The 18,676-nt window shown below is 40.1% G+C and carries 14 protein-coding genes and 6 tRNA genes; 13 read left to right on the top strand and 7 right to left on the bottom strand.

Annotated elements, in window-relative coordinates:
• Positions 1-25 precede the first annotated feature (25 nt).
• From SDEL_RS02425 to SDEL_RS02460, 8 genes are all read left to right on the top strand, one after another.
• Positions 26-1,249 (top strand): OprD family outer membrane porin, encoded by a 1,224-nt coding sequence (locus tag SDEL_RS02425; protein WP_012856277.1) that lies wholly within the window; start codon positions 26-28, stop codon positions 1,247-1,249.
• Between the two features lie 155 nt (positions 1,250-1,404).
• Complete coding sequence (locus SDEL_RS02430; protein ID WP_012856278.1) at positions 1,405-2,523, top strand: ABC transporter substrate-binding protein; 1,119 nt, start codon at positions 1,405-1,407, stop codon at positions 2,521-2,523.
• Positions 2,524-2,620: 97 nt separating this feature from the next.
• On the top strand, positions 2,621-3,517 hold the full coding sequence (locus tag SDEL_RS02435) for a branched-chain amino acid ABC transporter permease (RefSeq protein ID WP_223295830.1): 897 nt from the start codon (positions 2,621-2,623) through the stop codon (positions 3,515-3,517).
• Between the two features lie 10 nt (positions 3,518-3,527).
• Entirely contained in the window at positions 3,528-4,556 is a 1,029-nt protein-coding gene (locus SDEL_RS02440; protein ID WP_425352955.1) for a branched-chain amino acid ABC transporter permease, read from the top strand.
• Entirely contained in the window at positions 4,553-5,320 is a 768-nt protein-coding gene (locus SDEL_RS02445) for an ABC transporter ATP-binding protein (protein WP_012856281.1), read from the top strand. The genes SDEL_RS02440 and SDEL_RS02445 overlap by 4 nt, the downstream gene beginning before the upstream one ends.
• Positions 5,313-6,008: an ABC transporter ATP-binding protein gene (locus tag SDEL_RS02450; RefSeq protein ID WP_012856282.1), complete on the top strand. Its 696-nt coding sequence runs from the start codon at positions 5,313-5,315 to the stop codon at positions 6,006-6,008. Before SDEL_RS02445 ends, SDEL_RS02450 begins: the two co-directional genes overlap by 8 nt.
• Before the next feature lie 119 nt (positions 6,009-6,127).
• Complete coding sequence (locus SDEL_RS02455) at positions 6,128-9,265, top strand: cytochrome c biogenesis protein (RefSeq protein ID WP_012856283.1); 3,138 nt, start codon at positions 6,128-6,130, stop codon at positions 9,263-9,265.
• Positions 9,266-9,340: 75 nt separating this feature from the next.
• The gene (locus SDEL_RS02460) at positions 9,341-9,787 is read left to right on the top strand and encodes a hypothetical protein (RefSeq protein WP_012856284.1); all 447 of its coding nucleotides are present in this window, start codon (positions 9,341-9,343) and stop codon (positions 9,785-9,787) included.
• Between the two features lie 17 nt (positions 9,788-9,804).
• On the opposite strand, the gene SDEL_RS02465 is transcribed toward SDEL_RS02460, so the two are convergent.
• From SDEL_RS02465 to SDEL_RS02495, 7 genes are all read right to left on the bottom strand, one after another.
• Positions 9,805-9,879: transfer RNA gene (locus SDEL_RS02465), tRNA-Glu, on the bottom strand.
• A gap of 25 nt (positions 9,880-9,904) precedes the next feature.
• Positions 9,905-9,980 (bottom strand) — tRNA-Lys (locus SDEL_RS02470).
• Between the two features lie 58 nt (positions 9,981-10,038).
• Positions 10,039-10,115: transfer RNA gene (locus SDEL_RS02475), tRNA-Asp, on the bottom strand.
• A gap of 7 nt (positions 10,116-10,122) precedes the next feature.
• Positions 10,123-10,198, bottom strand: a tRNA-Val gene (locus tag SDEL_RS02480).
• A gap of 27 nt (positions 10,199-10,225) precedes the next feature.
• Positions 10,226-10,301: transfer RNA gene (locus tag SDEL_RS02485), tRNA-Glu, on the bottom strand.
• Between the two features lie 17 nt (positions 10,302-10,318).
• A tRNA-Lys gene (locus SDEL_RS02490) sits at positions 10,319-10,394 on the bottom strand.
• Positions 10,395-10,449: 55 nt separating this feature from the next.
• Complete coding sequence (locus SDEL_RS02495) at positions 10,450-11,559, bottom strand: CinA family protein (RefSeq protein WP_012856285.1); 1,110 nt, start codon at positions 11,557-11,559, stop codon at positions 10,450-10,452.
• A 170-nt stretch (positions 11,560-11,729) separates the two neighbouring features.
• On the opposite strand from SDEL_RS02495, the gene ileS reads away from it, so the two are divergent.
• The 5 genes from ileS (at position 11,730) to metX (ending at position 18,675) form a co-directional block, all read left to right on the top strand.
• Positions 11,730-14,486 carry an isoleucine--tRNA ligase gene (ileS, locus tag SDEL_RS02500; RefSeq protein WP_012856286.1) on the top strand — a complete coding sequence of 919 codons (2,757 nt, stop codon included), beginning with the start codon at positions 11,730-11,732 and terminating at the stop codon, positions 14,484-14,486.
• Positions 14,479-14,607, top strand: a complete 129-nt coding sequence (locus SDEL_RS12355) for a hypothetical protein (RefSeq protein ID WP_012856287.1) — start codon at positions 14,479-14,481, stop codon at positions 14,605-14,607. Before ileS ends, SDEL_RS12355 begins: the two co-directional genes overlap by 8 nt.
• Positions 14,604-15,962: an Asp-tRNA(Asn)/Glu-tRNA(Gln) amidotransferase subunit GatA gene (gene gatA / locus SDEL_RS02505; RefSeq protein WP_012856288.1), complete on the top strand. Its 1,359-nt coding sequence runs from the start codon at positions 14,604-14,606 to the stop codon at positions 15,960-15,962. The genes SDEL_RS12355 and gatA overlap by 4 nt, the downstream gene beginning before the upstream one ends.
• 10 nt (positions 15,963-15,972) lie before the next feature.
• Positions 15,973-17,421: an IMP dehydrogenase gene (guaB, locus tag SDEL_RS02510; protein WP_012856289.1), complete on the top strand. Its 1,449-nt coding sequence runs from the start codon at positions 15,973-15,975 to the stop codon at positions 17,419-17,421.
• A 144-nt stretch (positions 17,422-17,565) separates the two neighbouring features.
• Positions 17,566-18,675: a homoserine O-acetyltransferase MetX gene (gene metX / locus SDEL_RS02515; protein WP_012856290.1), complete on the top strand. Its 1,110-nt coding sequence runs from the start codon at positions 17,566-17,568 to the stop codon at positions 18,673-18,675.
• Position 18,676: the final 1 nt, after the last annotated feature.

Genomic DNA, 18,676 nt, shown 5'->3' on the forward strand with positions numbered 1-18,676 from the left:
GGTAACACATTTTTAAGGAGAAAATATGAAATTAGCTAAACTTAGCTTGGCGGCTATGATGGTTGCTGGACTTGCATCCAGTTCTTTTGCGGCGGACACTTTGGCGGACGCATTTAAAAATGGTAAAGTAAATGGTGCTGTTCAAGGGTATTACTGGACAAAAGATACAGGCAATACTACAGCTGAAATTTTTACAACAGGTTTAGACCTTAGTTATGAGACTGCAAAATTATACGGTTTTGCGTTTAAAGGAACATTCCAATCTTCTTCTTCTCCGTTTATTAATCAAGATGGAAGAGATAATTATGGTGATATGCACGGTTCAGGTGCGGTGCTTTCAGAGGCATACCTTTCATATACTCTAGGCAAAACAACAGCGCTTGTTGGTCGTATGTATCTTGATACACCATTGGTTGCATCAAGTGGTTCTCGTATGACAAAACAATCGTTCGAAGGTGCTGCAATTATCAATACTGACCTTCCAGATACAACATTAATCGCTGGTTATGTTCAAAAGTTCCAAGATAGAACAGATGGTGATGGTAACATTGGCAAATTCAAAAGAGAATTTGGTACAGGTTCAGGTGTTGCAAATGACTTACATCCTGAAATTGAAGATGGTGCATTTACAGTAGCAGCAATTAACAAATCAATCACAGGTCTGACTTTAACAGCAGCTTACGTACAAGCTAACGATTTAAAAGATATTATGGATAGATTGAGCATTGCATACGCTGAGGCTGATTATAAAGGTAAAGCAGGTAGCTTTAGTTATGGTTTAGCAGCACAGTACTATGACAATGATTTTGGTGGCAATGACACAACATATGATGCAAATAATTTATGGGCGACAAAATTAAGCTTAGGTTATGATGCATTTGGTGCGTATGTAGCGTACTCAAAAGTCAATGATAAAACCAATGGCTTGGGTGTTGTTTCAGGTCTTGGCGGGGGAGCTGACCTTGCTTACACAGGTTCACCAATTATGTCAAGTAGCTATGAAAATGATACTGAAGCCTACAAAGTTGGCGCAACGTATGCCATTATGAAAAATGCCAATGTTGGTGTAAGTTATACCGTTAACGATATTGATAGTGCTGATTATGAAGCAGCATTTGCTGCGATTGAAGCAGATTATGCGTTTGAGGGTGCACTTAACGGTTTAAATACTGCATTGATTTTTGAAGATGGTAGCAAAGATGCTTCTGGCAAAAATGCTATGAGACTTAACGTCAACTACAAATTCTAATTCTCTCTTTTGTAACAACCTCGCCTTAGGGCGGGGTTTCTTTTTTACACGTTTTTTCTCTTCTGCTCATTTTTTATACACTTCCACGCTCCTATGAGATTCGATCTTAAGTAACTTTTTAGTACCATTTTCATCAACTACACTAAGGAGTTGACATGAAGAAATTGGCGTTACTTGCTACCTCTGCTGCCGTTTTGGCAACGTTTTCTTATGCGAAAGAGATTAATGTGGGTGTTGTTATGGCGATGAGTGGACCATTGGCCGCTTATGGACAAACTACCTATGAAGGCATTGAGTTTGCAAATTCATTGCAACCAAAATTAAAAAATGGCGATACCATTAAGCTTATTTTGGTCGATAACAAAGGGGACAAAGTTGAGACGGCTAATGCAACGACACGTTTAATTAGTTCGGATAAAGTTGTGGGTATTTTAGGAGCGCTTACCAGTACCAATACCTCACAGGTTATGGCGATTGCTGAGAAAAAAAGTATTCCTGTTATTGCACCTGTTGCAACCAACGATAAACTCACAGAAAACAAAAAATTTGCAAGTCGTGTCTGTTTTACAGACTCGTTTCAAGGCGAAGTCGTCGCCAATTATGCGCTGAAAGATTTAAATCTTAAAACAGCGGTTGTGGTTGTTGACCAAGCACAAGTCTACTCTTTAGGTCTTGCCAAAGCCTTTAAAGAATCTTTCACAAAAAATGGCGGAAAGATTGTTAAAGAGATTAAGGTAAGCTCAGGCGATAAAGATTTTAAAGCGGTTGTTTCTCAAATCAAAGCGGCAAATCCTGATTTTCTTTTCTTACCAATGTACCATCCTGAGGTCTCTATGATTGCACGTCAAGCAAAACAAATTGGTTTAAGTAAGCCAATGTTTTCAACCGATGGTGTTGCCAATCAAACCTTTATTGACTTAGGTGGGGACGCTGTTGAGGGACATATGTTTACAGACTTCTTTGATTACGGTGCGCCTCCAACTGGGAAATCAAAAGAGTTTATTGCGGCGTATGCTAAAAAAACAGGAAAAGAAGAGGTGAACTCTTTTGTTGCTTTAGGTGCGGATGCGTATAACGTTATGGTGGATGCAATGAATCGTTGTGAAAATCCATCGGATAGTATTTGTATCAATAACGCTATTAAATCAACGGTTAATTTTGAGGGTGTTTCAGGCGTGATTAACCTTGATAAAACAGGTAACTCTACACGTTCTGCGGTTATTAAAGTTGTTACCAATGGTAAGGCTGTGTATAAATCAACCGTCAATCCTTAATTTTTCTTACGTTTCTCTACCTTTACATGTAAAGGTAGAGATTTTAGGGTAGTGCCTTATTTTGGGCATTACTCTAAAATTTTTTAGGAGAATCTATTTGGATTTAACAATGTTTATGCAACAAATGGTCAATGGCTTCAGCCTTGGCAGTATGTATGCACTCATTGCCATTGGTTATACGATGGTGTATGGTGTATTGCGTCTCATTAATTTTGCCCATGGTGATATTATGATGGTGGGTGGTTTTTTAGGATTTTTTGGCATTGAAGTTTTAGGACTTCCTTTTGCAGCAGCAGTTCTTTTAGCCATTGTAGGTGCAGCGCTTTTAGGTATGGCAAGTGATAGAGTTGCTTATAGACCCCTTCGTGAAGCTCCTAAAATCTCGCTTTTAATTACCGCTATTGGCGTGAGTTTTTTTCTTGAAAATGCATTTAACGTCTTTTTTGGAGGCGTACCTCGTGCATTTCCTGTTCCCGCTTACTTAGAAGTGATGGTGGAATTTTTTGGTTTAATGATGCCAATGTCCGCTGTTATCGTTCCTCTTTTGACAGCGATTTTACTTGGAATAATTTTATGGATTTTATTTAAAACCAAATATGGTATGGCAATTCGTGCCTTAGCCTTTGATGTTGGTACGGTAAATTTAATGGGAATTGATGCCAATCGTGTGATTACCCTTGTTTTTGGAATGGGCTCAGCACTCGCTGCTGTGGGGGGTATTTTTTGGGCAGTGAATTATCCTTCCGTAGAGCCTATGATGGGTGTTCTTGTAGGACTTAAAGCCTTTGCCGCTGCGGTTGTTGGAGGCATAGGTAGTGTGGGTGGTGCCGTGTTGGGCGGTCTTATTATTGGATTTACAGAAGTCGTTGTGGTTGCATTTTTCCCAGAACTAGGCGGCTATAAAGATGCGTTTGCGTTTATCTTTTTGATTCTTATTTTATTGTTTAAGCCTACAGGCATTTTGGGTATTGATTTTGAAAAGAGTAGGTTTTAAGATGCAGACAATCATGAGTAAAAATATAGTGCTTAAAAGTGCGATGGTTTTAGGCTTTGTTTGGTTTATTTGGTTTGCCAATGGGCATTTTGATGAGTACACTATTAGAATTTTAAATAACATTGCTATTTTTGTTATTTTAGCGGTAAGTTACAATTTGATTAATGGCGTGACAGGTCAGTTTTCACTCGAACCTAATGGTTTTGTCGCCATTGGTGCATATGTGACAGCACTGTTATTGATTTCTCCGGATAATAAAAGCTATCAGTATGCGATTGAAGATCCGTATCCGTTTATTATGACCTTAGAGTCAAACTTTGTGGTGGCATTGCTTTTAAGTGGTCTTTTCGCAATGCTCTTAGCACTGGTTCTCTCTTTTCCTGTTTTTAGAGTTCGTGGAGATTATTTGGCGATTGTCACTTTAGGATTTGGTTTTATTATTAAAATTCTAGCGATTAATCATCCAGCTGTGACCAATGGCTCTTTAGGACTCAATGATATCCCTGAGTTTTCAAATCTCTATTGGACAGGGGGATTGGCGATTGTTTCGGTGATTGTGGTGCTGAATATTATCAATTCAAAATTTGGTCGTGCGATGAAAGCCGTGCGTGATGATGAAGATGCAGCTATTGCCATGGGTGTCAATACGTTTAAAGCTAAAACATTCGCTTTTTGTACGAGTGCTTTTTTTGAAGGTATCGGTGGTGGTTTATTGGCAGCACTTTTAACCAGCATTTCACCTGATTTGTTTGACTTTTTCTTTACCTTTCAACTCTTAATTATCATTGTTTTAGGAGGACTTGGAAGTACCACGGGTGCAATCATCGGAACGGTTTTGGTTATGGGTGGTAGTGAATGGATGCGCTTTTTGGATGAGCCTATGAATCTTTTTGGATATGAAACAGTGGCAATGCCTGGAATGCGAATGGTTGTTTTTTCTTTAATTCTTATTTTTATTATGCTATTTGCACGTGAAGGAATCATGGGTAAAAGAGAACTCACAGATCTTTTTAAATCACGCAAAAAGGGTGGCAAATGATTTTAAAAATTGAAAATGTCACTAAAAATTTTGGCGGGGTGAGTGCGATAAAGGAGACCAGCTTTGGTGTGGCTCCTAAAGAGATTTTTGGTTTAATCGGACCTAATGGTGCTGGAAAAACCACGATGTTTAACATCATTACAGGCAATTATGAGCCGAGTTCGGGTTCGGTTATTTTTCGCAATGAAGTTTTAAATGGTCTAAAACCGCATCACATTGTGCGTAAAGGCATTGCAAGAACGTTTCAAAATATCAGGCTTTTTTCCAGCATGAGCGTTTTAGACAATGTTTTGATTGGCTTTGATTTTCAAGCACGTTATGGATTTTTAGAGTCGATTATTCGTTTTCCTCGTTTTATCAGTGAGGAAAAGCGCATTAAAACACGTTCTATGGAGATTTTGGATTATTTTGGAATGGGTCATTTTGCGCATGAAAAAGCGGTGGATTTGAGTTATGGACAACAACGAAAAGTTGAAATTGCAAGAGCACTTGCAACCAATCCAGAGCTTTTACTCTTAGATGAACCCGCTGCTGGGATGAATCCTTCTGAAACAGAGGAGTTGGGTGAGTTGATAAAAAAAGCACGGGTGGATTTTGATTTGACGGTTTTAGTCATTGAACACGATATGAAATTTGTCAATCAGTTATGCGATAAAGTGCTTGTTTTAGATTATGGTAAGACAATTTTTGAGGGAAAACCCGCTGATGCTATTTGCGACCCTGAAGTAATTGCTGCGTATTTAGGAGATTTTCATAATGATTAGTGTTAAAAATTTGCATGTCTATTATGGACTGATTGAAGCAGTAAAAGGGATTGATTTTGAAGTGAAGGAAGGGGAAATTGTCTCTCTGATTGGCTCAAATGGTGCAGGTAAAAGCTCTACGCTTAAGGCATTGCTCAACAGTGTCAAAAAGACAGGTGAGATTAATTTTTTAGGGTATGACACCCGCAATCATAAAACCCATACGTTAGTGCAACATGGACTCTCTTTAGTGCCTGAAGGTCGAAAGATTTTCATTAATCTGACCGTAGAAGAGAATCTTCGTATGGGTGCTTTTAATAATGATGAAAATTACGAGCATCTAAAAGAGGCGATGTATGGGCTTTTCCCACGCATTAAAGATAAGCGTCATCAACTTGCAGGAACCATGAGTGGTGGCGAGCAACAGATGTTAGCGATTTCTCGTGCTTTGATGGGTGAGCCTAAGCTTTTAATGCTGGATGAACCTAGTTTGGGTTTGGCTCCTAAAATTGTCGGAGAGGTATTTGAGATTATTCAGCGCTTAAGAAGTGAGGGGATTACGATTCTTTTGGTGGAACAAAATGCTTTTGCAGCGCTTAAAATTTCTGATAAAGCCTATGTTTTGGAAAATGGAAAAATTGCGATGAGTGGTGTCGCTTCTGATATGATAGGCGATGACGCGATTCGTAAAAAATACCTCGGCGGATAAGCCAAAAATATTTACATGTAAGCCTCTTGTTTAAGGGGTTTACGCTAACTTTAATGATTTATAAACTATTTACTTTAACACGGTAACATAATCCAATTTTTCTCTAAAAAGGGAGTTCTATGGATTTGGTACTAAAGCGCATTCTTTCCATTAAATCAGCCATCATTTTACTGATGTTATTTGGTTTTTTTAGTGGTTTTGCAACGTTTGTCGAAAATGATTTTGGTGTAGAAACCAGTTGGGCACTCATTTATACCGCATGGTGGTTTGAGCTAATTCAAGTTGCACTGGGTATTATCTTGGTGTACAACATCGTGAAATATAAAATTTATACCCTCGATAAACTCCCTTCGTTTCTTTTTCATTTGAGTTTTATTTTTATTCTTATTGGTTCAGGTGTAACACGTTACTTTGGCTTTGAAGGATCGTTACATGTAAGAAATGGAATGCAAGAAAATAAAGTGATGTCAAGTGATTCTTTTATTAGTGCTACGGCGTTAAAAGAGAATAAAACCTATCGTTATAGTCATCCCAAATTGATTTCACAAATCGGAAGTAACAATTTTTCGTTCTCATTTGATGTGGATGGTGATAAGGCTGATGTTACGTTTAAAGAGTATTTGACTTACGCAACGAAAAAAGTGGTCGAGGATCCTATGGGAGAGCCTATGATCTCAATGATGCTCAGTGGTTATGGCGAGAGTCTTAGTGTCAATCTCAAAGAGGGTGAGCGTTATGAAACATCAGAATATATTTTTAGTTTTAATGCCGCACCCAAAGAGAGTAAAAAAGAGGAGATTCGTTTTACGCTCGAAAATGGAAAATTTTATTTTACAGCGCCTTCTTCTGTTGCATGGTTTAAAATGGCAGAGAATGAAAAAGGTGAATATGCCGCTAGTATAAAGCACGATTTTACAACAGGGCAACTCTATACGGTTGGAAATATTAATTTTGCGCCAAGATACATTGGTTTAAAAGGTAAAGAAAAAGTAGTTGCCGATAAAACGCCGATGAATAAAAATGCTATTGTATCTGCTATAGTTGTTGATGTCGCTTTTAAGGGAGAGCATAAAGAAGTGGCTCTTTTTGGTCAGGGGAAAGGAACTCAGGGTGAGCCTGTAAGGGAAGTTATCGCAGGAGTACCCTTTATGTTTGAGTGGGGTTCTCAGATTTTTACCTTACCTTTTCATATTAAACTCAATGAATTTCAATTAGAGCGCTATCCTGGTTCTATGTCGCCTATGTCTTATGCGAGTGAAGTAGAAGTGGTCGATGTTGAAAAAGGGGTACAGATGCCGTTTCGTATTTATATGAATCATGTTCTTGATTATCGAGGATTTCGATTTTTTCAAAGCTCTTACGATAAAGATGAAAAGGGAACTATCTTATCCGTTAACAATGACCCTGGAAAATTGCCAACTTATTTTGGGTATACCTTGTTGTGTTTAGGATTTTTCTTTAATTTTCTCAATGTAAAAAGTCGTTTTAGAAAACTTGCATCTATGGTGCAGCGTGATATGGTTAAAGCCAAATCAGTGATAATGTTTGTGGCGCTTGGATTACTTTTGTCGCAAGGAAATTCTCTTCATGCGGTAAGTTTGGAAGAGAATATACACTTTTTAAAACGCTACGATGCCAAACATGCAGATCAGTTTGGACATTTATTGGTTCAAGGAGCTGATGGTAGATTTAAGCCTATTGATACCATTGCGATGGAGATGATGCATAAAGTCTATGCACGTTCAACCTATGAGGGGCTTAGTGCCAATCAAGTCGCCCTGAGTATGATGAGTTCACCCGCACAGTGGCAAGATATACCTTTTATCAAAGTGTTTCATCCTGAATTAAAAAAGATTTTGGGTATGGACGAGAAGCAAAAATACGCTTCTTTTAATGATTTCTTTGAAAAAGAGGGAGATCGTGGGTATAAACTGATTAAATATTCTGAAGAAGCCAATCGTAAAAAACCAGTTCTTCGCAATCAGTTTGATAAAGATGTCCTCAAGGTTGATGAGCGTGTTAATATCTGTTATATGGTTTATACAGGTGAAATCTTTAGAATGATTCCCAAACAAAATGATGTGGCAAAACGCTGGTTTCCTCCACAAGATGCGGTGATGCGATTTTCAAAGCAAGAGGGTGATGAAGTTAGAGCGCTTGTTGGTGGCTATTTTGAAGCAATTAGCCTTGGATTGGAGAAGGGAAATTGGACAGAGGCAAATAAAGCGGTTGAAAAACTAGCTGCGTATCAAGAACAGTATAGCGGAGGTATTACTCCAAGTCTAAAGCGTGTTAATACGGAAGTTTTCTTCAATCACGCACAAATTTTTGAGCGTTTAACCCCTGTTTATTTACTCAGTGGTCTTGTATTGCTTTGTTTTATTTTTGCAAAAATGCTCAAGTCATCTTTACGTATTCAAATGCTCTCTCGTATTGTTTTGGTGATTAATGCGGTTGCGTTTATAATACATACAGGAGGACTAGGGCTTCGTTGGTATATTGCGATGCATGCTCCATGGAGTAATGGTTATGAATCCATGATTTACATTGCATGGGCGATTGCGTTGGCGGGTATTTTCTTCTCACGTCAGTCTGTTGTCTCTTTAGCTTTAACCTCTATTTTAGCGGGTATCACACTTTTTGTTGCGCATTTGAGTTGGATGGATCCTCAAATCACCACATTGGTTCCTGTTCTTAACTCGTATTGGTTAAATATTCATGTTTCAGTTATTACGGCAAGTTATGGGTTTTTAGGGTTATGTGCGCTTCTAGGATTTTTCACATTGATTCTTTTTATGTTACGAAGCAAAACCAATTCAAAACACAATCAAGAGTTTGATCGAAATATTGTAGAAGCAACACGTATTAATGAAATGGCAATGATTCTAGGATTGAGCCTTCTAACCGTAGGTAACTTTTTAGGTGGTGTGTGGGCCAATGAGTCATGGGGACGTTATTGGGGATGGGATCCAAAAGAGACATGGGCGTTGGTTTCTATTCTTATTTATGCAGGAGTGGTGCATTTTCGATTTGTTCCTAAGTGGAACACCCCTTTTGCTTTTGCTGTAGCCTCTACGGTTTCGTTCTCTGCAATTATTATGACCTATTTTGGGGTGAATTTTTATCTCTCTGGAATGCACTCATATGCCGCAGGTGATCCTGTTCCTATTCCTGCATTTGTCTATTATACTATTGTGATTGTTGCTGCTGTTATTGCTTTGGCATATCCAAAACGAGATATAGGCAAGGCATTGTAAAAGGATTCTTTAAAGAGGGTATTTGTGACCCTCTTTATGTATGCTATAATAAGCGCAAAAATTACGAGGCGTATAATGCAAGAGCATTATTTGATTGTTGGCATTGTTGCTGTTATTTTAATTGTTCTTGTCTCTCTCTTCATTGTTGTCATAAATCTTCAAAAAACTGTTATTGTTGAAAAAAAAACACCTCAAGAGATTAAAGAGGAAGAAGCTCAAAAAATAGCCATAGAAGAACTGGTTGAAATTGCTGCGAAGCGGACATCTTCAAAAAATGATTTAAGTGCTGCAATTTTGAAAGTGGCACAAGAGTGTCCGTTTCCTAAAAAAGAGAAGGGTGTCACTCCTAAGCGAGCAAAGGTCTATTTGAATTTTATTCTGTTGATTGCAAGTCATAAGAATACTGATGCGAAAATGATTGCATTTATGAATGAAACGTTGAAAAAAGTCAATCCAGAATATAAGCAAGAGATTGATATTTATGAAAATGAAGGAATTCATCAAAGAGGAAATAGAATTTAGATAAGAAGGGATGAAAATGGCGACCCCAGGGGGACTTGAACCCCCGTTCCCGCCTTGAGAGGGCGGTGTCCTAACCACTAGACGATGGGGTCGCACAAGTGTGTATGTTTAGGACAATGGTGACCCGTGATGGATTCGAACCATCGACCACCTCCTTAAAAGGGAGATGCTCTACCGACTGAGCTAACGAGTCATGCTCAGAAAGTTTTATAACAAAACAAACAAATTCTGAGGGGAAAATTGTAAAATCGTGGCGCGGCGGACGGGGCTCGAACCCGCGACCCCCGGCGTGACAGGCCGATATTCTAACCAACTGAACTACCGCCGCGCATAAATGGTGGTCGCTATAAGACTCGAACTTATGACATCCACCTTGTAAGGGTGGCGCTCTACCAACTGAGCTAAGCGACCAAAAGGGAACATTAGAAAAAGAAGTTATGGCGACCCCAAGGGGATTTGAACCCCTGTAACCGCCGTGAAAGGGCGGGATCCTGGACCACTAGACGATGGGGTCGCACAACAAACAAAAAGTGGTGACCCGTGATGGATTCGAACCATCGACCACCTCCTTAAAAGGGAGATGCTCTACCGGCTGAGCTAACGAGTCATTCACCGTTCTTCTCGTAATGAGGCTGAAATTATAGAGAAAAATTTTTCATTTGTCAAGAGTTTTTTTCACTTTTTAAAAAAATATTTTCTCCCACATGCAAAAGTAACTTTATCGCATGCAGTGCGCTTTGGGTTTGGATATATTCTCGATCGCCTTCTAAAAGGAGTCTTTCAACTAGTATAACCCCTTCTTTATTTCGGGCACCCACATAGACTGTTCCCACAGGTTTTTCTGTACTTCCTCCTGTTGGACCGGCAATACCACTGGTTGCAATCGCATAATCTGAAAGGCTAGCATTTAAAACGCCCTCTAGCATTTCTCGTACACACAATTCACTGACTGCCCCAAATCGTTCAATCGTTTCATGACTCACGCCTAACCAAGACTCTTTAATAGCATTGTCATACGTTACTAAGCCACCATGAAAGACTGAGGAGATACCTGAGTGCTGTGTAAACATGGACGCAAGAAGCCCTCCTGTGCAACTTTCTGCAAGGCTAAGTGTCTGGTTATGGTTTTGAAGGCATTGTGAGATATGTTCAATGACATCTGCGTGTAAAATGACCTTTTGAGGGAGCAAAGATGTAACAGCCTTGAAGAAGCTTTCTATATTGCCGTATTTATTCGAAATGGCTTCAACACTAATCCATCCATCAATAATCGTGGTTGGGGTAATGCGTATTTCATAATTTTGGGCTAGAGGTTCAATGAGAATTTTCAAAGAGTCTTCATCCATGTTGACAATAGAGAAAAGAGAGTTTGTATTTTTAGACTCTATAAGCAGGGGAGGGAGTTTGTGTGTCTCCTGCACCTTGATGACATTGATACGTTTGGTGTCTCGAATAAGAAGATAACTGTTTTTTTCATAATGAATGGTTTTGGATGGAATGAGCATATCACCTTTGAGTTCAAGTGTCTCTTCTCCAAGCGTGGCAACAACTTTATTAATGAGATTAAAACTCTCAGCCGTGGTGACAATGACCGTCTCTTCGGAACGATTAATCGCCTCTTCAATGACATCAAAAAGGTCTTTATCGTTTTTATCGATGTAAACCGTTTGGTCAGGAAAGTCCAAAGATGCCTGAACATGCGAATGAATATAGTTTAAAAAAGCGTGGTTGTAACGGAGTGCTTTGCCTACGATAATCAAAGAACTTTTCATGAAAATACCCTTTTTAAAGTACGTAAAATTAAGAGGTTTCCCTCAATAGACCTTTTAGCCATTATACCGTAAGTGCTTCTTAAATCGTTTTTAGATAAACTTGCCTCATTTTAAGAGACGCTTACATGTAAAGTTTTCACAGCTGTATAGCTTCCAAGGAGAGATTATTAATGGACTATAAAGAGACCTTGCTTCTTCCACAGACAGATTTTCCCATGCGAGGAAATCTTCCCCAAAATGAACCTGCACGTTATGCAAAGTGGTTTTCCAAAGAAAAGAGCGCTTATGCTAAAATGATTCAAAATCGTGAAAATGCCCCTCAGTCATTTATCTTGCACGATGGCCCTCCGTATGCCAATGGGCATATTCACATCGGTCACGCCCTCAATAAAATTCTCAAAGACGTGATTATTAAAACGCATTACTTCTTTGGTGAAAAAGTGCGTTATGTTCCAGGTTGGGATTGTCATGGTTTGCCTATTGAACAGCAGGTGGAAAAAAACCTTGGTAAAGAGAAAAAAGACGCACTGCCAAAAAGTAAAATTCGTGAATTGTGCCGTGAACACGCACGTAAATTTATTGATATTCAGCGAGAAGAGTTTAAATCCTTAGGTGTAATAGGCGATTGGGACAATCCGTATATGACGATGAAATTTAAATTTGAAGCGGATATTTACAGAGCGCTTTGTGGTGTCGCAGACAAAGGACTTTTAATTGAGCGTAGCAAACCAGTCTATTGGTCATGGGCGGCACGTAGTGCTTTAGCTGAAGCGGAAGTGGAGTATGAAGATAAAGAAGATTACTCTATCTTTGTGGCATTTGCCCTCGGTGATGAAGCAAAAGCGAAGTTAGAGATTAGCTCTGATGCGTCGGTGATTATCTGGACGACAACGCCATGGACATTGCCTGCTAATGTGGGTATCTCCTTTAGTCCTGATGAAAATTACGTGCTTACTAGCGACGGTTATATCGTGGCGGAGCCTTTACATGTAAAGCTTGTAGAGCAAGGTGTTATAGCGGGTGAGGTTGTTAAAACGTTTAACGCAAGCGTGCTTGAAAACAGCTTTGCGATCAATCCGCTCAATGCTCGCTCATCACAGTTAATTTTAGGCAATCATGTCACGATGGATGGCGGAAGTGGATGTGTTCATACCGCTCCTGGGCATGGTGATGATGACTACAAAGTAGGGCTTCGTTACGGACTTGAAGTGGTGATGCCTGTGGATGAAAGGGGTTGTTATGATGAAACGATCGTTCGTTTAGGACTGCTTCCAAATCCTGAGAGTTTTGTGGGTGAGCATATTTTTAAATGCAATGAGCGTATTTTGGAGCTTTTGGGCAACAGTTTGCTGAAATGTTCAAGATTCACCCACTCCTATCCCTTTTGTTGGAGAACCCATCAGCCTATCATTTACCGTGCGACCAAGCAGTGGTTTGTGGCGATGGATGAAGCGGTGGATGGACGTGAGAGTCTTCGTAAAATGGCGATGAAGGAACTGGGGAAAGTTCGTTTCTATCCAAAATCGGGCATTAACCGTTTGGGTTCGATGATTGAAAATCGCCCTGATTGGTGTATCTCACGTCAAAGAGATTGGGGTGTTCCTATCGCATTTTTTAGAGATAAAACGACAGGTAAACCGATTTTTGATACGAAAGTCGTAGAGCACATCGCTACTATTTTTGAAGAAAAAGGTGCGGATGCGTGGTGGGATTTGGAGATTGCAGATCTTTTGGTTGAGAACAGTGGTTATAACCCTGAAAATCTTGAAAAAGTGATGGATATTTTGGATGTCTGGTTTGACAGTGGTAGCACGTGGAAAGCTGTCCTTGAATCTTCAGAGTATGATTCAGGCAGTTATCCTGCCACAATGTATTTGGAAGGAAGTGACCAACATCGTGGTTGGTTTCAAAGCTCACTTTTGGTGAGTACGGCTAATAACGGCATTGCACCTTATGCTAAGATTTTAACGCATGGTTTCACCGTCGATGAGAAGGGTGAGAAGATGAGCAAATCTAAGGGCAATGTGGTAGCACCCTCAGATGTTGCGAAACAATATGGTGTTGAGATTTTACGTTTATGGGTGGGTACGAGTGAGTACACTACCGATTTGAAAATCAGCGATAATATTTTAAAACAAATCAGCGAGCAGTACCGAAAAATCCGAAATACCTTTCGATTTTTATTGGCAAACGTCAATGACCTTGAAGTGTTGATGCCTATTGCGCAAATGGGTGCATTGGATAAGTGGATTTTAGCCCATGCCAAAGGGGTGTTTGATGAGGTTGAGGCTTATTTTAGAGAGTATGAGTTCTCTAAAGGGTTTGCACTTCTTAATCATTTTATCACTGTTGAGCTTAGCGGTATTTATTTGGATATTTCAAAAGATAGACTCTACTGTAATGCTAAAAATGATTCTCTTCGTCTCTCCGCACAGAGTGCGATGGCGTTAATCGCCGAGAAATTGATGGCATTAATGGCTCCGACACTCACTTATACCATTGATGAGATGATGGAATACGCCCCTGCTATTTTGAAAAAAGAAAGCGTTTTTGATGTACTTTACTCACCATTTCCAATGATTGAGAGCAATTTTGATGAAGCGTATATGGTAGAAGCCAGAGAGAAATTTTTTGAGATTGTGGATAACTTGAAGAAAGAGAAAGTCATTAAATCTACGCTTGAATTGGTCATTCAAACGAAATCACCTAAAATTTCAGCGCTTGAAAAAGTCGATGCGGAAGATTGGTTTACGGTGAGTAAAGTGATTGAGCATGATGAAGCAGATGAAATGGGTGTATTTGAAGTGGCGGGCGATAGCTTTAAAATTTTAAAAGCCTCTAAATGCAAATGTCCACGTTGTTGGAAATACCGCTCAAAAAGCGAAGAAGAGCTTTGCCATCGATGTAATGAGGCACTTCATGGTTGATTTGAGTGCTCCTGTGGAGCTTAGCTTTATTTTTGTAACCATTGGTGCTATTTTTGCCTTGATTGGTGTGTGTGTTTATTTGGTAAATCGAAGAACGAAACAGTTAAAGGATATGAAGTGATAACCTTAAAAGAGGCGTTAAAACTTCCTAAAGAAGAGATTGAGGCATTGAGAAGTGAGCTCAAAAAAGAGATTGAAGCGAAAAAAAGCTTGGGTGCGTATGTAGAACAGCTTACATGTAAACCTATGAGTGAGTATGGCTCAGGTATTCCCATTGCGATTAAAGACAATATTCAAGTCAATGGTTGGGAAGTCACCAGTGCTTCTAATATCTTGCAAGGCTATGTTGCACCGTATAATGCAACCGTGATTGACAATATGCTACGCCACGGTTTAGCTCCTTTTGGTCGAACCAATATGGATGAGTTTGCGATGGGAAGCTCCACGGAGTCTTCTTTCTATGGTAAAACCCTTAACCCACACAATCCAAACTGTGTCCCTGGTGGAAGCAGTGGCGGAAGTGCGGCAGCGGTTGCGGGTGGCATTGCGATTGCAGCATTGGGAAGTGATACAGGTGGAAGTATTCGCCAACCTGCGGCATTTTGCGGTTGTGTAGGGTTAAAACCCACCTATGGCAAAGTAAGCCGTTATGGTTTGGGGGCGTATTCAAGTTCACTGGATCAGATTGGACCGATTACGCAAAATGTGGAAGATGCGGCGATTTTGTATGACATTATCGCAGGGCATGAGCCTAAAGACTCCACCAGTGCGAGTATGGCGCATCAAAGTGTGGCAGATAAACTCAATGCCGATCGTAAAATGACCATTGCGGTGATTGAAAATTATCTCAATGAAGCCAGCGATGAAGTGCGTGAAAAAATGCTTGAAGGCATCAAAGCCCTTGAAAAAGCGGGGCATAAAATTATTTATCGTAATTTCATTAATTCTAAGTATGACATCGCAACCTATTATGTCATTGCAACCGCTGAGGCAAGTGCGAATTTAAGCCGCTATGATGGGGTGCGTTATGGCAATCGTGGAAGCAATGAAAATCTTAAAGAGATGTTTATTCAAAGCCGAAGTCTAGGATTTGGTGAAGAGGTGAAGCGTAGAATTTTACTTGGAACCTTTGTTTTGAGTAGTGGGTATTACGATGCGTATTATATTAAGGCGCAAAAAGCACGCCATTTCATTAAAGCGCAATACGAGGCTATTTTTAAAGAGGCGGAGCTTATTTTTATGCCTGTAACGCCAACAACTGCGTTTGAATTTGGTTCAAAAGCCGATCCTTTAGAGATGTATTTGAGTGATATTTATACCATTTCACTCAATCTTGTGGGACTTCCAGGCATTTCTGTGCCATTAGGTTTTGATAGTAAAGGGTTACCAGTAGGTGGACAACTGATTGGTCAAGCATACGGTGAGCAAGCGCTTTTAGATGGAGCACTGAGCTTAGAGAGAGCATTAGGGTTATAGGAGAGCACGCATGAAAATTAGAAAAAGAGCACTGACATTTGAAGATGTATTATTGGTTCCACAATATTCGGAGATTTTGCCTAAAGAGGTTGACATTAAAACAAAGCTTACTAAACGCATTAGTCTGAATATTCCTTTGGTGTCTGCGGCGATGGATACGGTCACGGAACATAGAGCGGCGATTATGATGGCACGTTTGGGGGGGATTGGTATTATTCATAAAAATATGGATATCGAATCTCAGGTAAGAGAAGTCCGTCGTGTTAAGAAGAGCGAGAGTGGCATTATTATTGACCCTGTTTCGATTAAAGCACATGCCACGCTTCGTGACGCACTAGCAATTATGTCAGAGTACCGCATTTCAGGTGTTCCAGTGGTGGATGATAGCAACACGCTCATTGGTATTTTAACCAACCGTGATTTACGTTTTGAAAATGACTATACAAAAAATGTCGAAGAGTTGATGACTAAAATGCCTTTAATTACCGTGAAAAAAGGCACAACGCTGGATGATGCGGAGGCGATTTTTAGAACCAATAAGGTTGAAAAACTCCCTGTGGTCGATGAGGACAATAAACTCTCAGGTCTTATTACCATTAAAGATTTAAAAAAACGTCAAGAGTATCCCAATGCCAACAAAGATGCGTTTGGAAGACTTCGTGTGGGTGCTGCCATTGGCGTGGGTCAGTTAGATCGTGCTCGTGCTTTAAGCGAAGCGGGTGTGGATGTGTTGGTTTTAGACTCAGCACACGGGCATTCAAAAGGCATTATTGATACGGTTAAGCTGATTAAAAAAGAATTAGATGTTGATATTATCGCAGGAAATATCGCTACATCCGAAGCGGCAGAAGCTTTGGTTGCCGCAGGTGTGGATGGCATTAAAATTGGTATAGGACCGGGAAGTATTTGTACAACACGTATCGTCTCAGGTGTGGGTGTGCCACAAATTTCTGCCATTGAAGAGTGCTCTGAAGTGGGTCGCAAACACGGGGTTCCTGTGATTGCTGATGGAGGTATTAAGTATTCAGGCGATTTTGCCAAAGCCTTAGCAGCGGGTGCTCAGAGCGTTATGGTAGGAAGCTTACTAGCAGGAACCGATGAGAGTCCTGGTGAAGTGATTACCTATCAAGGGCGTCAGTACAAAACATACCGTGGTATGGGAAGTATTGGGGCGATGACCAAAGGAAGCAGTGATCGTTATTTTCAAGAGGGAACGGCTGCGGATAAACTGGTACCTGAGGGTATTGAGGGTCGTGTGCCTCATGCAGGTTCTATTCGTGATGTGATTTTCCAACTCGTAGGCGGTCTTCGCTCTTCAATGGGCTATGTGGGCGCACGTGATATTGTTGATTATCAAGAGAGAGCAGAGTTTGTGGAAATTACCAGTGCAGGGCTTAAAGAGAGCCACGTGCATGATGTTATCATCACACACGAAGCACCTAATTACAGAGTGAATTAATCAAGGATAAGCTGCGTTAAACTCTTTTTCTAACAAGAGTTGAGACACGATGGATGCCTCAAAGTTTCACTTTGGTCCATCGGCTCAAATTGTTTCCAAAAGAGTGCAACTTCGCCTTACATGTAAATGTATACAAGGAACGATTTGAAAATTAAAACAGCCCTTGCTCAGTTTGATGAAGCACTTTATTTGGAGAGTGGACGTATTTTAGAGACGTATGAACTCAAATATGAGCTTTACGGTGAAATGAACGAAGACAAAAGCAATGTGATTGTGCTCTTTCATGCACTTACAGGCAGTCATCATGCCGCAGGTCGTTATGAGGGTGAAACTAAAGCTGGGTGGTGGGATCCTTTGATTGGCGATGGAAAAGTGATTGATACGACAAAATTTTGTGTCATTTGTGTCAATGTTTTAGGAAGCTGTTTTGGCTCCACCGGACCTATGAGCATCAATCCTAAAACCAAAGAGCCGTTGCGTCTTAAGTTTCCTGTTTTAACCATTAGCGATATGGTCAGAGCTCAGATGAACCTGTTTGCTCGTTTGGGGATTTTAGAGGCGTATGCGATTATTGGAGGCTCAATGGGGGGAATGCAAGGGCTTTGTATGTCCATTGAGTATCCTCATTTTGCTAAACGGGTGATTTTACTTGCCACCACCTATGCCACAGGACCTTGGGCAATCGCTTGGAATAAAATTGCGATGGAAGGCATTTCGCATGACCCTCGTTTTAAAGAGGGCAATTATAATCCTGAGGATTTTGAAGAAGAGGGCTTGCATAGTTTTGCCATGGGGCGAATGGCAGGACACATTAGTTTTTTAAGTCCGCACTCGATGAATAAAAAATTTGGACGCAACTACGTTGAAACCGATGGTTTGTATGAGCTCTTTGGGCGTTTTCAAGTGGAAAAGTACATGGAGTACAACGGGTACAGTTTTGCCAAACGGTTTGACCCTTTAAGTTACTTGTATATCATTAAAGCGATGAATATTTTTGATGCGATGCGCAATTACGACTCTTTGGAAGATTCGATTAAACATATTAAAGCCAAACTCACACTGATTTCATTTAAGGGTGATTGCCTTTTTATGCCCGAAGAGATGGAGATGATTAAAAACACGATGGAAAATATAGGGCGCAGTGAGCGGGTGGATTATATCTGCATTGATAGCAACTATGGGCATGATGCCTTTTTAGTCGAGTACGATAAGTTTGATTTTTACATTAAAAAAGCATTAGAGGCAAAGGGTTAAC

This window comes from Sulfurospirillum deleyianum DSM 6946, from assembly GCF_000024885.1.
GTDB lineage: Bacteria > Campylobacterota > Campylobacteria > Campylobacterales > Sulfurospirillaceae > Sulfurospirillum > Sulfurospirillum deleyianum.